Source organism: Klebsiella sp. PK18, from assembly GCF_057784655.1.
In genome coordinates, this window is the sequence record NZ_CM173493.1 from 3,593,570 (window position 1) to 3,607,588 (window position 14,019).

The window sequence follows — 14,019 nt, forward strand, 5'->3', positions numbered from 1 at the left end:
TTTTTTATGCCTTCTCTCCCGCTTTTGCGGTGGTGGGCCCCATATCAGAGTAGCCTCTGACAGGCCGCCGTAAAGACTACTCTTTGCCTAACAGTTCCTGCAGATCGTGTTTCAGGCTCGACATTTTGCTGGCGTACTTCTCTTTATGCTCAGCATCCTCAATCAGCTGCACGATGGTTTCGGACAAGGTTTTACCCCGCCGCTGCGCCAGGCCGGCAAGACGCTGCCAGACGACAAACTCCAGATCGATAGACTTCTTACGCGTGTGCTGATGCTCCGCGTTAAAATGCCGTTTTCGTCGCGCGCGGATGGTCTGCTTCATGCGGTTCATCAGCGCCGGATTCATATGCTGCTCAATCCAGGCATGCACCAGCACAGGTTCATTCTCGATCGTCAGCAAGTCATCTACCGCAGCTTGCGCAGCGCTGGCCTCAATGTAGCGGGTAATCAGCTCACCTTCCCGGTGCTTCTTTACCAGATATTTCCATTTCCAGCCGCTTTCAAGATTTTCCAGTTGTTGATATTTCATTGCGATCTCAATGTGACCGTGTAACTCATTTCAGGATATCAGTTTTTTCCTGATGTGCTGAATATAAATCATTATTCGTGATGTGTATGGCCGGGGAATCATCGGGGTAATCATAATCCTCCGTGTGCTCAGTCGCGGCATCAGGTATAATTGCGCGCTTTACATCTAACTAAAAAACAGCGACTTTGACCATTACGAAACTGACCCGAACCGACCTTGCGCCCGATATGGAACCTTATCAGGCGCTGTTTGCCCAAGCTGATCTCTCTCAACCGGCCCCCTCTCTCTCGGGCGATCTGCAGCCGCGTCTGTTCTACGCGCTTGAGCAATTGCTGTGCACGCCGGCAGTCTCCTCCTTCATGCTGGTGAAAGCCCCCGAAGAACCGGAGTATCTGCAATGGCTGACGGCAGAAACCCGTACGCTGCATGAACCTACCGCCCCGCTCTACGGGGTCCGCTATGACGTTGACGGCGCTCGCGTGACGCTCTCCCCGGCGCAACGGGCTGAGGATAATTTTGCCAGCACCGCCCCGGTCGTCGCGGCCGATTGGGTAGAGGCGGAACAGCTGTTTGGCTGCGTACGCCAGTTTAACGGCGACATCACCCTCCAGCCAGGCCTGGTTCATCAGGCCAATGGTGGCGTGCTGGTAATCTCGCTTCGCACACTGCTGGCGCAGCCGCTTCTGTGGGTGCGCCTGAAAAATATGGTGACCCGTCAGCGGTTTGACTGGCTTTCCATCGATGAGTCGCGCCCGCTGCCGGTCAGCATTCCCTCCATGCCGCTGAGCCTGAAAGTCATGCTGGTCGGCGAACGCGAATCGCTGGCGGATTTCCAGGAAATGGAACCAGAGCTTTGCGCTCAGGCGATCTACAGTGAGTATGAAGACACTTTGCAGTTTGCTGACGCCGAGACGCTGAAAGCCTGGTGCCAGTGGGTATGGCAAAATGCCCAGCAGCTGACGCTGCCAGGTCCGGCGGCCGACGCCTGGCCACTGCTGATCGATGAGGGGACGCGCTACACCGGCGATCAGGAGACCCTGCCACTCAGTCCGCTATGGATAGCCCGCCAGCTGCGAGAGGCCGCCGCGTTCTGCGAAGGCGAGGAGATTACTGGCGAAGAAATGCAGACGATGCTGGCACGCCGGGAGTGGCGTGAAGGCTACCTCGCAGAACGAATGCAGGATGAAATCCTGCAGGAACAGATCCTGATTGAAACCGAAGGCGAATGCGTCGGGCAGATCAACGCCCTGTCGGTGATTGAATTCCCCGGCCATCCGCGCGCATTCGGTGAACCTTCGCGCATCAGCTGCGTCGTGCACATTGGTGATGGCGAGTTTATTGATGTCGAACGCAAAGCCGAGCTCGGCGGCAATATTCATGCGAAAGGCATGATGATCATGCAGGCTTTTCTGATGTCCGAGCTGGAGCTGGAGCAGCAGCTTCCGTTCTCCGCTTCGCTGACCTTCGAACAGTCCTACAGTGAAGTGGACGGCGACAGCGCCTCCATGGCTGAACTCTGCGCCTTAATCAGCGCGCTGGCCAATGTGCCGATTAATCAGAGCATTGCGATTACCGGTTCTGTCGACCAGTTTGGTCGCGTGCAGCCGGTCGGCGGTCTGAACGAAAAAATTGAAGGTTTCTTCACTATCTGTCAACAGCGCGGGCTAACCGGTAAACAGGGCGTCATTATCCCTGCGGCCAACGTTCGTCATCTCAGTCTTAGCCATGAGCTCCGTCAGGCCGTTGCCGAAAACCAGTTTGCCATCTGGGCCATTGACGATATTACCGAAGCGCTGCCGATGCTGACCCAACTGATGTGGGACGGTGAAGGGCAGACGCTGCGACAAACCATTCAGGAGCGGATAGCGCAGGCGACCCAGCAAGAGACTCGCCATCGTTTTCCGTGGCCGCTACGCTGGTTAGGTGGGACAAGTTCTAACTGATCGGACTTGTTCAGCTTACACGTGTTAGCTATCCTGCGTCCCGAACTTAAAATAAGGCTTACTGAAAACATGGTAGATAAACGCGAATCCTATACAAAAGAAGATCTTCTTGCCTCTGGTCGTGGTGAACTGTTCGGCGCGAAAGGCCCGCAGTTGCCAGCACCAAACATGCTGATGATGGACCGCGTCATCAAAATGAGCGAAACCGGTGGTAACTATGACAAAGGTTATGTTGAGGCGGAACTCGACATCAACCCGGATCTGTGGTTCTTCGGTTGCCACTTCATCGGCGATCCGGTGATGCCGGGCTGCCTGGGCCTGGATGCGATGTGGCAGCTGGTCGGGTTCTATCTTGGCTGGCTCGGCGGCGAAGGCAAAGGCCGTGCGCTGGGCGTTGGCGAAGTGAAATTCACCGGTCAGGTTCTGCCGACCGCGAAAAAAGTCACCTACCGCATCCACTTCAAGCGCATTGTTAACCGTCGTCTGATTATGGGCCTGGCGGATGGCGAAGTGCTGGTTGACGATCGTCTGATCTATACCGCGAACGATCTGAAAGTCGGCCTGTTCCAGGATACTTCCGCTTTCTGATAATTATCGGCAGTGATTAAAAGGCGAAGCCCCCGCTATGCGGAGGCTTCTTTTTTAAAGAGACAGTGTCAGGCCGTTAGTACCCTGTCCTCCATGGCTTCTCGCCAGCCTCCCAGCCACCATGAGCGTTGATTCAAGCTCTGGTATGGACACATTTCTTTCGATCTCCCCGCGATACCCGCTTGATATCCACGTTGATGTGCCCGTTCCAGGCGATCTCGTTTTTGTCTCTTCATGCCTCGTTTCCCTCATTCTTTGATCTGGTGGAAAAGAAAACAGTGGTCGCAAATTGTGCAGCCACGGGTTACGAATACCGCGAAATGAAGACAACGTCAATGCGCAAAATTCACGCCAGTGTCATATTTGTGACCTATATAAGAGTTCATTTTTTGTTCATTCGGCGCAGCGCTCGGTAACAAACTGACCTGGCAAAAAAAAATGCCGCGCGGCTCAGATGAACCACGCGGCATATCACTTTTATGAAATTTACTTATGGCAGACGGTTAAGCTCGCCGGCAATGGCCACCGCCTCCTGGCTCCACGCCTGGGCCAGGGTCTTCACCATCGCGTCATAGCCATCCTGCTGCTGCTTGAGCACGATGTTAAACGGGCGCTTAATCAGCTGTCCCTGATGCTTCAATAGCCACTCGCCGCTGACGATAACCCGCCCGTCGTAGCGCCCGTGAAAGCCATTTACCGCCACATTGAGCGTATCCTGCTCGCTGCCCAAGGGTTGGGACGACACTACCCAGCCCGGCAACTGCTGGCTGAGGTTTGCCACCAGCGTAGTACGCAGCTGCTGGTCCAGCGGGCTGGCCCACAGATTATTATTGGCGATTACATACTGCACATCGGTGGTTTGATAGACCACTCCATTGCCCGCCAGATAATCCGGGATGCTGACCTGCTCAACCCACAGCAGACGTGCCCCCTGGCTGGCGGCGCTCTGCGCGCCGCCTTGCACCACCGGCAACTGGTAATATGTTTTGCTCTCACCGCCGCTACTGCACGCCGTCATCACGCAAACGGCTGCCACCAGTAACCATTTTTTCATTATTTCGCTCCCTTCGGCTGTGGGTCTTTTTTATCCTTCGCCTCAAATACCAGCGCATTGCTCTTATCATTGAGCGTTTTCAGAACCGGCTGCAGCTCACGCAGCACCTGATCCAGACGCTGCATATCGGCCACCATCTTATTGTAGGCCGCGGAGCCCGGCTGGAAGCCCTGCATGCTGCGGTTCAGCTCGCGCAGCGTCGTCTGCATATCGGCAGGTAGCTGCTGCATCGACTGACTGGAGGTGATCTTATTCAGACTATCCAGCGTGGTCTGTACATGCTGCATGGTCTTCTCGCTTTGCGCCAGCGTACTGGTTGCCTGTTCCAGTAGCGGATTGAGCGGCAGGTTATTGATTTTATCCAGCGCATCCATCAGACGCTGCTGGATCTGCGCCAGTCCACCGCTAATGGTCGGGATAATCGGATAGCCGTTAAACTCCTGAATTTTCCCACGCGGCGGCGCTTTCGGATAGAAGTCGAGATCGATATACAGCGCGCCGGTCACCAGGTTACCGGTTTTCAGCGAGCCGCGCAGTCCGCGGTTGATCAGATCGTCAATGTGAGCGCGAATATTCGGATCGCCGCCGAGCTGATTGACCAGACGCTGCGGTTCAACCCGCACTTCCACCGGAATGCGATAGTCATCGTTCAAACGCTGCTTCAGCCCAGGAATAAAGAACGGCACTTTGCCGACGGTTCCCAGACGGATGCCGCGGAACTCCACCGGCGCGCCGGGCTGCAGGCCACGAACCGAGTCTTTGAAGAACATCACGTAATCGATATGCTCGGTAAAGACCGAATCCTGGATGCTCTTCTGATCGTCAAACAGGTGATATTCCGTTTTGTTCGCCACCGGCTCGCCGAGGTCCAGTCCTTCCGGAATATCGAAGCTCACCCCGCCGCCAAACAGCGTCGACAACGAGCCCATCTCGACGCGCATCCCCGCCGCGGTCAAATCAACGGCGATCCCGCTGTCCTTCCAGAAGCGAACGTTAGTGGTCACCAGGCGGTCATTAGGCGCATTGATGAACAACTGATAAGTGATATGACGTTTCTGCGCATCAAAGGTGCTGGTTTCCACCGACCCCACGCGATAGCCGCGGAACAGCACCGGGTCGCCTGGCGACAGCTGGCCTGCCTTGCTGCTTTCCAGCAAAATCCGGATCCCCTTGGCATCCGGCGAGGCCAGCGGCGGAGAATCCAGCAGCGGATACTGCGCCGGCACCGAACCTTTCGACCCCGGCTGCAGTTCAATATAGGCCCCGGACAATAATGTCCCGAGACCACTGATCCCCTCGCGCCCTACCTGCGGTTTCACCACCCAGAAGACGGAATCGTTATGCAGTAATTTCTGCATGCCGGAATTGAGGCGAGCTTTGATTTCCACGTGGGTTAAATCGTCGGTCAGCGTCGCGCTCTCTACCACCCCAACATCCACGCTGCGGCTCTTGATCCGGGTTTTTCCCCCTTCAATGCCTTCCGCGTTAGTGGTGATCAGCGTGACCTCTGGTCCCTGATGGCTGTAATGATAAAACAGGATCCACGCTCCGATCAGCGCAGTGACGATAGGGAAGATCCACACCGGTGACCAGTTCTTCACCTTCTGCACTTTCGCTTCTCCGCTCTTATTTTCCATGTTGTTGTATTTCCTCATGGCTTGAATCTGGCTCACGATCCCACAGTAAACGGGGATCAAACGTCATCGCTGAAAACATGGTCATCACCACCACCAGCGCAAACATGACCGCGCCGATGGCGGGATAGATATTCATCAACCCTCCCATGCGCACCAGCGCAGAGAGCACGGCGATGACAAAAACGTCAATCATTGACCAGCGGCCAACAAATTCCACCACTTCATAAATCAGATGCATGCGTTCCGAATCGCGCGCGCCGTTGCCGTTAGCATTCCAGCACAGCCAGGCGATAGCGATCATCTTCAGCGTCGGCACCATAATACTGGCGATAAAGATCACCAGCGCCACCGGATAGGAGCCCTCGCTCCACAGTAACACCACCCCGGCCATAATGGTCGACGGCATTTTATCGCCCAGCAGATCGGTGATCATGATCGGCATAATATTGGCGGGAAGATAGAGAATAAATGAGGTCACCAGCAGCGCCAGCGTCCACTGCAGGCTATTTTTACGCCGCGCCGTCCCTTTGCTGTGACAGCGCGGGCAGACGGTCTGGTCGGCCGGTAACACCGCCGTGCAGCAGCCGCAGGAGCGCAGCCCCTGGCGGATCCCGGCTACCCCGACCTTCAGCGGCTGGGTAATCGCCGGCATAGGGGCAATATCATCCCATAGCCAGCGGCGGTCGACGCACTGGAAGGTGCGTAACTGCAGCAGGCAAAACATGCACCAGGGAATAAAGCTCAGGCCGATGCCGATATCGCCGTAGGCCATCAGTTTGACGAAGCTCACCAGCACGCCGGCAAGAAAGATCTCCGCCATGCCCCAGGTCTTGAGGTGAAACAAAATGCGCGCCAGAAACGCCTTCAGCCCAGCGGGCATCCTGACCCGATTGACCAGCAGCAAAATGGTGACCAGACAAAAGGCCGGTACCAGTTGTACAAAGAGTAAAAAGAAGGTGCCGAGGCTGGCGTAATCCTCGGTAAACAGCACGTTGGGAATTTCCAGCAGCGCTATTTCGCTGCTGATGCCACCCACTTTCATATAGATAAAAGGAAAGAGGTTGGCCAGCAGCAGCATAAACAGCGCGACCAGCGCGTAAGCCGTGGGACGCTGGCGAGGCGCGTCCCACGTGGTGGTTAACGTTGTACCGCAGCGCGGGCAGGCGGCTTTCTGGCGATGCTCAAGCTGCGGCAAAGCCACCAGCAAATCACATTGGGGACATAAAATATGTCGCGCAGCATGATGGTGATCGCACATGACAACTCCTCGGCTCAGGCGCCGTTCTTTAATCCTTCGAGATATTCCCAGCGTTCAAAGGCGGCTTCCAGCGCCTGCTCCGCTTCGGCCAGCTGCGCCAGCACTTGCTGCGTACGATCGTGCGATTGGCCAAAGAAGTCAGGATCGGCTACCTGCTCCTGCAGCGTTTGCAGTTCGGCCTCAAGCGTTTCCAGCTTCTGCGGCAGTTGCTCCAGCTCGCGCTGCAGGTTATAGCTTAGTTTGTTCCCGCCGCGTTTGACAGTTTCTGCTTTTGGCTGAGCGACTTCCGTCGTTTTTTTAACGATCGTCTGCTTTTGCGCCAAAGACTGGGCCTGCTGACCACGGGCGTCGTGATAACCGCCGACGTACTGACCAATATGGCCGCCGCCTTCGAAGATCCAGCACTCGGTCACGGTATTGTCGACAAACTGACGATCGTGGCTGACCAGCATCACGGTGCCCTGATAGCCATCGATCAGCTCTTCCAGCAGCTCCAGCGTTTCAACATCAAGGTCGTTTGTCGGTTCATCGAGAATCAATAAGTTACTGGGTTTCAGGAACAGTCGCGCCAGCAGCAGGCGGTTACGCTCCCCGCCGGACAGCGCGCGGACTGGCGTCATCGCCCGTTTCGGATGGAACAGGAAGTCCTGCAGATAGCCCAGCACGTGCCGCGGCTTACCGTTAACCATCACCTCTTGCTTACCTTCGGCGAGGTTATCCATCACCGTCCGGTCCGGATCCAGCTCTGCACGGTGCTGGTCGAAGTAGGCGACTTCCAGCTTGGTGCCAACGTGGATCCGCCCGCTGTCGGCCTGCAACTGGCCAAGCATCAGCTTCAGCAGCGTGGTTTTCCCGCAGCCATTGGGGCCGATCAGGGCAATCTTATCGCCGCGCTGGATTTGCGCGGAGAAATCTTTCACCAGCACTTTGCCGTCAACCTGATAGTTGACGTTCTCCATTTCGAAAACGATTTTGCCGGAGCGCGAAGCCTCTTCCACCTGCATCTTCGCACTGCCCATCACTTCCCGGCGCTCGCCGCGCTCGCGACGCATCGCTTTCAGGGCGCGAACGCGGCCTTCGTTGCGGGTACGACGCGCTTTAATCCCCTGGCGGATCCACACCTCTTCCTGGGCCAGCTTGCGGTCGAATTCAGCATTCTGCAGCTCTTCAACCCGCAGCGCTTCTTCTTTATCCAGCAGATACTGATCGTAATTGCCCGGATAGGTCACCAGCTTGCCGCGATCGAGATCGACGATGCGCGTCGCCATGTTGCGGATGAAGGAGCGGTCGTGCGAAATAAAGATAATGGTGCCTTTAAAGCTTTTCAGGAACCCTTCCAGCCAGTCGATAGTTTCGATATCGAGGTGGTTCGTCGGTTCATCCAGCAACAGCACGCGCGGCCCGCTGACCAGGGCACGGCCCAGCGCCGCTTTACGCAACCAGCCGCCGGAAAGCGAAGCCAGCTGCGCGTCGGCGTTAAGACCAAGCTGCTCGATCACTTCATTGATGCGGCTATCCAGCTGCCACAGGCCCAGGTTATCCAACTGTTCCTGCAGACGGGCCAGTTCATTTAAATTTTTGTCGCTCGGGTCGGTCATCACCTGATGCGAAACATCATGGTAGGCCTTCAGGTAAGCGGCCTGTTCGGCGATCCCTTCGGCGACGAAATCGTACACCGTACCGGCAACGTTGCGCGGCGGATCCTGCTGCAGACGCGCGACGATCAGATCCTGTTCATAAATAATACGCCCGTCATCCAGCCCCTGTTCACGGTTAAGGATCTTCATCAGGGTCGATTTACCGGCGCCGTTGCGCCCAACCAGACAGACGCGTTCGTTATCTTCGATATGCAGTTCAGCATTATCCAGCAGCGGCGCATCGCTGAATGAAAGCCAGGCGCCGTGCATACTAATCAGTGACATTCTTTATTCCTTTCAGGCTGCAGTAATCAGCCAGCAGTTGTGGATCTGACGGTTGCGGGCAAAATCCTGCGACAGCGTTTTTTGCGAAATCTCTTGCGCCTTCAGGCCAAGCGCCGCCAGCCCGTCATGATCCATACGGAAACCGCGTTTGTTGTTCGAGAACATAATGGTGCCGCCTTTACGCAGCAGACGTTTCAGATCGGTCATCAGGCGAATATGATCGCGCTGCACGTCAAAGGCATCTTCCATTCGTTTGGAGTTAGAGAAAGTCGGCGGATCGATAAAGATCAGATCGAACTGCTCGGTGCTTTCCCGCAGCCAGCCCAGCACGTCAGCCTGCATCAGGCGATGCGCACGACCGGTCAGGCCATTGAGACGCAGGTTGCGCTCCGCCCACTCCAGATAGGTACGCGACATATCCACCGTGGTCGTAGAGCGCGCGCCGCCCAGACCGGCGTGGACGCTGGCGCTGCCGGTATAGGAGAACAGGTTAAGGAAATCCTTACCCTTGCTCATCTGGCCGAGCATACGACGGGCGATACGGTGGTCGAGGAACAGACCGGTATCGAGGTAGTCGGTGAGGTTAACCCACAGGCGCGCGTTGTACTCCTGCACCTCGATAAAGTCGCCCTTCTCCGCCATCTTCTGATACTGGTTTTTACCCTTTTGCCGCTCGCGGGTCTTCAGCACCAGCTTGTTGGGGGCGATTTCCAGCACGGCGATGGTCGCCGCGATAATATCAAACAGACGCTGGCGCGCTTTGTGCGCATCAACGGTTTTCGGCGGCGCATACTCCTGGACCACCACCCAGTCACCGTAGCGATCGATCGCCACGTTATATTCCGGCAGATCGGCATCGTACAGGCGATAGCATTCAATGCCTTCCTGACGGGCCCACTTTTCAAATTTCTTCAGATTCTTACGCAGACGGTTGGCAAAATCTTCCGCCAGCATCGCCGGCTTGCCGCCTTCGCTTTCCGCCAGGTGATAGTTTTTCTGTACGCAGTCCAGCGGGCCGTTCTTCGCTTTGAACTGTTTATCGGCACGCAGCTGCAGGCAGCTCAGCAGTTCCGGCGAGGCGCTGAACACCGACAGGTTCCAGCCGCCGAACTGGTTTTTCATGATCCGGCCCAGCAGGCTGTGCAGAGCGATCAGCGCCGGCTCGCTTTCCAGACGCTCGCCGTACGGCGGGTTGCTGATCACGGTGCCGTACGGGCCTTTCGGTAGCGGATTATTCAGTTGGGCGACGTCTTTGACTGCAAAATCGATCAGCTCGCCGATGCCGGCCCGGCGGGCGTTGCGGCGCGCGCGCTCAATGACGCGCTCGTCGACGTCAGAGCCATAGAAGCGCGACCCATAGGCCGCCAGCCCCTGGCGGGCGCGGGTTTGCGCTTCCGCCTTCACCTCTTTCCAGATAGCGTCATCGTGCTGCGCCCAACCGCCAAAGCCCCAGTGGCCGCGGTGCAGACCCGGCGCACGATCGGTCGCCAGCATCGCCGCTTCAATCAGCAGGGTACCGGAGCCGCACATCGGATCGAGCAGCGGCGTACCCGGTACCCAACCAGAGCGCATGACGATCGCCGCCGCGAGGTTTTCTTTGATCGGCGCCATACCGGTACCATCGCGGTAGCCGCGCAGATGCAACCCTTCCCCGCTCAGATCCAGGGAGATATGCGCCGTCTCTTTGTTCAGCCAGACGTTGATCCGCAGATCGGGCGACTCACGATCGACATTCGGGCGCGGCAGGTTTTTACGCGTGAAGCTGTCGACGATGGCGTCTTTGACTTTTAATGCGCCATACTGGCTGTTGCGGATCTCGTCATTGAGGCCGCTAAAATGTACCGCGAAGGTGGCGCCAGGGTTAAACATCTCCGTCCACGGAATGGCCTGTACGCCGAGGTACAGATCCAGATCGCTGTATACGCGACACTCGCCCAGCGGCAGCATGATGCGCGAAGCCAGCCGGCTCCACATCAGGCTTTGATACAGCAGGCGCGTATCCCCCTGAAAATGGACCCCGCCCTGGACGACCTGGCAGTCCGTCGCGCCAAGTCCTTCCAGTTCAGTTTTTAACAGCTCTTCCAGCCCACGAGCCGTACTGGCAAACAGAGAATTCATATCGTCACTTTTACTTAAAGAAAATTGGTGCGCATTATAGCCAATATGTGCCCTATGTCATAAAGTTATAGGCTTATTTTTGGAACCCGGAGGCAGCGTATGGTAACGCTCTCGCGACTTTTTATTCATCCCGTTAAATCCATGCGCGGCATGGGCCTGACCCACGCCTTTGCTGATATCAGCGGCCTGGCCTTCGATCGCCTGTTTATGGTCACCGAAACCGACGGGACCTTTATTACCGCCCGCCAGTTTCCGCAAATGGTAAAATTTATTCCGGCGCCGCTGCATGATGGCCTTCACCTGACCGCGCCGGACGGCAGCAGCGCCGTGGTGCGTTTTAGCGATTTCGCCCTGCAGGCCGAGCCCACCGAAGTCTGGGGCAACCATTTCACCGCCCTTATCGCACCCGCCGCCGTTAACCAGTGGCTCAGCGGCTTTTTCAAGCGCGATGTCCAGCTGCGCTGGCTGGGGCCGCAGTTAACCCGCCGGGTGAAGCGCCACGATGCGGTACCGCTCTCCTTCGCCGACGGCTACCCGTACCTGCTGGCTAACGAGGCCTCGCTGCGCGATCTGCAGCAACGCTGCCCGGCCAGCGTAAGCATAGAACAGTTTCGTCCTAACCTCGTGGTCACCGGCGCGGCCGCCTGGGATGAAGATAGCTGGAAAGTGATCCGCGTCGGCGAAGTGGTGTTTGACGTCGCTAAGCCATGCAGCCGCTGCATTTTTACCACCGTCAGTCCAGAGCGCGGGCAGAAGCATCCCACCGGGGAGCCGCTGGAAACCTTAAAGCGTTTTCGTACTGCGCTGGACAATAGCGATGTCGATTTTGGCCAGAACCTGATTGCCCGCAACAGCGGGGTGATCCGGGTGGGTGATGAAGTCGAAATCCTCGCCCGCGGCCCGGCGAAAGCCTACGGCGCCGGCGAGAGCGACGATACTCCGGCCCCGGAAGCGCAGCAGCAAGCTACGGTTGCCATCGAATGGCAGGGTCAACAGTTTAGCGGGAATAACCAGCAGGTGCTGCTGGAGCAACTGGAGCAACAGGGCATTCGCGTACCCTATTCGTGTCGGGCAGGGATCTGCGGCAGCTGCCGCATTCGGCTGGAAGAGGGCGAAGTCAGCGCGTTAAAGAAAAATGCGGTCGCCGGGGACGGCACCATTCTCGCCTGCAGCTGCGTACCGAAAACGGCGCTGCGCCTGGCGCCTTAAACCGCCTGTCCCAGGCTGTAGCTGACCGCGCTCTGCGCCGGCTGCAGCCTGTCGTTCATGATTTTAATAACGTCGCCTAACTGCATCACGCGCCCGGCAAGGGTGAGACCCGGCTGGGCCAGCAGACAAAGCGCGGCGTTATCTCCCGGCTCCACCACCAGCAAATTCACCTGCTCCCCGGTATCGCTCAGCCAGACGCAGGCGGCGTCGCCGCCGCTCGGCTGCCACTGGTGGGGATGAGCGATAAAGTGCCAGCTTTTCGGCATCTGCGGTTTGAGAAAACGGATCGCGGTTAACGCATTGAGGACTAATTCCGCTCGCTGTTCTTTCGACAGTTCGAGATCGCGACATTTTTCTTCAAAGGAGAAATAGAGCGCGGCGTCATCGACGCAGAATCCCGACGGCGCAAAGGCATCCGGGGTCAGCATTCGCCGGGCGAAGCGCGAGCGAAATAACATGCCATTGGCCAAATCGAGCATCATGCGGTCATGCTCTTCATCGTAATACCAACGCCAGTTATCGTCAGGTTTAATGCGCATTTTTCCCCCTGTCCCCTTTCATACGCCTCTGCAAAGTTGTTGCGACTTGCCGCAGAATATTTTCTAAAATTAAGAAAAGTCTAAAATGTTTAAATAAGCAACAGTGAGGGAATATAAAACAACCAGGGCCGGAAATAAAGCCCTGGGTGGGTTTCAGCGGAGGAAAAGATTAGATGTGGGTAACAATTTCTTTAATCAGCGGCGGACCTTTAAAAATAAATCCGGAATAGATCTGCACCAACGATGCTCCGGCGGCTATCTTTTCTCGCGCAGCAATCACCGAATCAATACCGCCCACGCCGATGATAGGCAAACGACCATTCAGCTCAGCGGAGAGCATACGGATAATTTCAGTGCTCTTTAATTGTAATGGACGACCGCTAAGCCCACCGGTCTCATCACAATGTTTCATTCCCTGAACCAGAGAACGATCGAGGGTGGTATTGGTTGCAATTACCCCATCAATATTATGACGCACGAGGCTATCGGCAACCTGGATCAATTCCTCTGGTAAAAGATCCGGCGCGATCTTCACGGCGACCGGAACATATTTCTGATGCTTTTGCTGCAGCTCAAGCTGCTTATTTTTAATACCGGAGAGTAAATCATCGAGCGCTTCACCGTATTGCAGCGTACGCAGCCCCGGGGTATTCGGTGAGGAGATATTAATGGCGATATACCCGGCGTAAGGATAGACTTTTTCCATACAAATCAGGTAATCATCTTTACCGTGCTCCACCGGCGTATCTTTATTTTTGCCGATATTGATGCCCAGCACGCCGTCAAAATGCGCCTTTTTCACGTTCTCAACCAGGTTATCAACGCCATGGTTATTAAAGCCCATGCGGTTGATCAACCCCTCGGCATCCACCAGACGGAAGATCCTCGGTTTATCGTTGCCCGGCTGCGGACGCGGGGTGACGGTGCCGATCTCAATCGAACCAAAACCCATCGCGCCCAGCGCGTCAATGCATTCCCCATTTTTATCCAGCCCGGCCGCCAGACCCAGCGGATTTTTAAAGGTCAGCCCCATGCAGGTAACGGGCCTGGCCGGTACCTTCTGGCGAACCAGCATTTCCAGCGGCGTCCCGGTGACACGGCGTAATTGTTGAAAGGTAACTTCATGAGCGCGCTCAGGATCGAGCTGAAAAAGGGCTTTACGAACGAAGGGGTAGTACATGAACTCTCCTGGATTCCCGGTGTGCAAACCGGGGGCGTATTA

12 protein-coding genes are annotated in these 14,019 nt (G+C 56.4%); 3 read left to right on the forward strand and 9 right to left on the reverse strand.

Features of this window, described 5'->3' with window-relative positions; genetic code table 11:
* Nucleotides 1-76: 76 nt before the first annotated feature.
* Nucleotides 77-529: a macrodomain Ter protein MatP gene (gene matP, locus AC3EMD_RS17660; protein WP_012542298.1), complete on the reverse strand. Its 453-nt coding sequence runs from the start codon at nt 527-529 to the stop codon at nt 77-79.
* A 185-nt stretch (nt 530-714) separates the two neighbouring features.
* Here matP and AC3EMD_RS17665 point away from each other — a divergent pair, with 185 nt between their 5' ends.
* Together AC3EMD_RS17665 and fabA are read left to right on the forward strand one after the other, a co-directional pair.
* Complete coding sequence (locus AC3EMD_RS17665) at nt 715-2,472, forward strand: AAA family ATPase (RefSeq protein ID WP_012968609.1); 1,758 nt, start codon at nt 715-717, stop codon at nt 2,470-2,472.
* Between the two features lie 69 nt (nt 2,473-2,541).
* Nucleotides 2,542-3,060, forward strand: a complete 519-nt coding sequence (fabA, locus tag AC3EMD_RS17670) for a bifunctional 3-hydroxydecanoyl-ACP dehydratase/trans-2-decenoyl-ACP isomerase (protein ID WP_012542300.1) — start codon at nt 2,542-2,544, stop codon at nt 3,058-3,060.
* Between the two features lie 68 nt (nt 3,061-3,128).
* Here the strand turns inward: fabA and rmf are convergent, their stop codons facing one another.
* The 6 genes from rmf to rlmKL all read right to left on the reverse strand — a co-directional run bounded on the left by rmf (nt 3,129) and on the right by rlmKL (nt 11,049).
* Nucleotides 3,129-3,296: a ribosome modulation factor gene (gene rmf / locus AC3EMD_RS17675; RefSeq protein ID WP_002898396.1), complete on the reverse strand. Its 168-nt coding sequence runs from the start codon at nt 3,294-3,296 to the stop codon at nt 3,129-3,131.
* 254 nt (nt 3,297-3,550) lie between these two features.
* Entirely contained in the window at nt 3,551-4,114 is a 564-nt protein-coding gene (gene pqiC, locus AC3EMD_RS17680; RefSeq protein WP_008805888.1) for a membrane integrity-associated transporter subunit PqiC, read from the reverse strand.
* The gene (pqiB, locus tag AC3EMD_RS17685) at nt 4,114-5,751 is read right to left on the reverse strand and encodes an intermembrane transport protein PqiB (protein ID WP_008805887.1); all 1,638 of its coding nucleotides are present in this window, start codon (nt 5,749-5,751) and stop codon (nt 4,114-4,116) included. Before pqiB ends, pqiC begins: the two co-directional genes overlap by 1 nt.
* Entirely contained in the window at nt 5,741-7,009 is a 1,269-nt protein-coding gene (gene pqiA / locus AC3EMD_RS17690) for a membrane integrity-associated transporter subunit PqiA (RefSeq protein ID WP_012542302.1), read from the reverse strand. Before pqiA ends, pqiB begins: the two co-directional genes overlap by 11 nt.
* Nucleotides 7,010-7,023: 14 nt before the next feature.
* Complete coding sequence (locus tag AC3EMD_RS17695; protein WP_012542303.1) at nt 7,024-8,931, reverse strand: ABC transporter ATP-binding protein; 1,908 nt, start codon at nt 8,929-8,931, stop codon at nt 7,024-7,026.
* Between the two features lie 12 nt (nt 8,932-8,943).
* Nucleotides 8,944-11,049, reverse strand: a complete 2,106-nt coding sequence (rlmKL, locus tag AC3EMD_RS17700) for a bifunctional 23S rRNA (guanine(2069)-N(7))-methyltransferase RlmK/23S rRNA (guanine(2445)-N(2))-methyltransferase RlmL (RefSeq protein WP_032729884.1) — start codon at nt 11,047-11,049, stop codon at nt 8,944-8,946.
* Nucleotides 11,050-11,148: 99 nt separating this feature from the next.
* Between rlmKL and AC3EMD_RS17705 the strand changes: the two genes are divergently transcribed.
* The gene (locus AC3EMD_RS17705; protein ID WP_048964873.1) at nt 11,149-12,258 is read left to right on the forward strand and encodes a YcbX family protein; all 1,110 of its coding nucleotides are present in this window, start codon (nt 11,149-11,151) and stop codon (nt 12,256-12,258) included.
* On the opposite strand, the gene zapC is transcribed toward AC3EMD_RS17705, so the two are convergent.
* Nucleotides 12,255-12,797: a cell division protein ZapC gene (gene zapC, locus AC3EMD_RS17710; RefSeq protein WP_012542305.1), complete on the reverse strand. Its 543-nt coding sequence runs from the start codon at nt 12,795-12,797 to the stop codon at nt 12,255-12,257. The genes AC3EMD_RS17705 and zapC overlap by 4 nt on opposite strands.
* 169 nt (nt 12,798-12,966) lie before the next feature.
* Nucleotides 12,967-13,977, reverse strand: coding sequence for a quinone-dependent dihydroorotate dehydrogenase (gene pyrD / locus AC3EMD_RS17715; RefSeq protein WP_002898303.1), 1,011 nt, complete (start codon nt 13,975-13,977; stop codon nt 12,967-12,969).
* Nucleotides 13,978-14,019 lie beyond the last annotated feature (42 nt).

Excerpts from the sequence above, each read along its gene's own strand:
- rmf (WP_002898396.1), bottom strand. The coding sequence starts at position 3,296 with ATGAAGAGACAAAAACGAGATCGCCTGGAACGGGCACATCAACGTGGA.
- AC3EMD_RS17695 (WP_012542303.1), bottom strand. The coding sequence starts at position 8,931 with ATGTCACTGATTAGTATGCACGGCGCCTGGCTTTCATTCAGCGATGCG.
- pqiA (WP_012542302.1), bottom strand. The coding sequence starts at position 7,009 with ATGTGCGATCACCATCATGCTGCGCGACATATTTTATGTCCCCAATGT.
- zapC (WP_012542305.1), bottom strand. The coding sequence starts at position 12,797 with ATGCGCATTAAACCTGACGATAACTGGCGTTGGTATTACGATGAAGAG.
- pqiC (WP_008805888.1), bottom strand. The coding sequence starts at position 4,114 with ATGAAAAAATGGTTACTGGTGGCAGCCGTTTGCGTGATGACGGCGTGC.
- AC3EMD_RS17705 (WP_048964873.1), top strand. The coding sequence starts at position 11,149 with ATGGTAACGCTCTCGCGACTTTTTATTCATCCCGTTAAATCCATGCGC.
- pqiB (WP_008805887.1), bottom strand. The coding sequence starts at position 5,751 with ATGGAAAATAAGAGCGGAGAAGCGAAAGTGCAGAAGGTGAAGAACTGG.
- matP (WP_012542298.1), bottom strand. The coding sequence starts at position 529 with ATGAAATATCAACAACTGGAAAATCTTGAAAGCGGCTGGAAATGGAAA.
- rlmKL (WP_032729884.1), bottom strand. The coding sequence starts at position 11,049 with ATGAATTCTCTGTTTGCCAGTACGGCTCGTGGGCTGGAAGAGCTGTTA.
- pyrD (WP_002898303.1), bottom strand. The coding sequence starts at position 13,977 with ATGTACTACCCCTTCGTTCGTAAAGCCCTTTTTCAGCTCGATCCTGAG.
- fabA (WP_012542300.1), top strand. The coding sequence starts at position 2,542 with ATGGTAGATAAACGCGAATCCTATACAAAAGAAGATCTTCTTGCCTCT.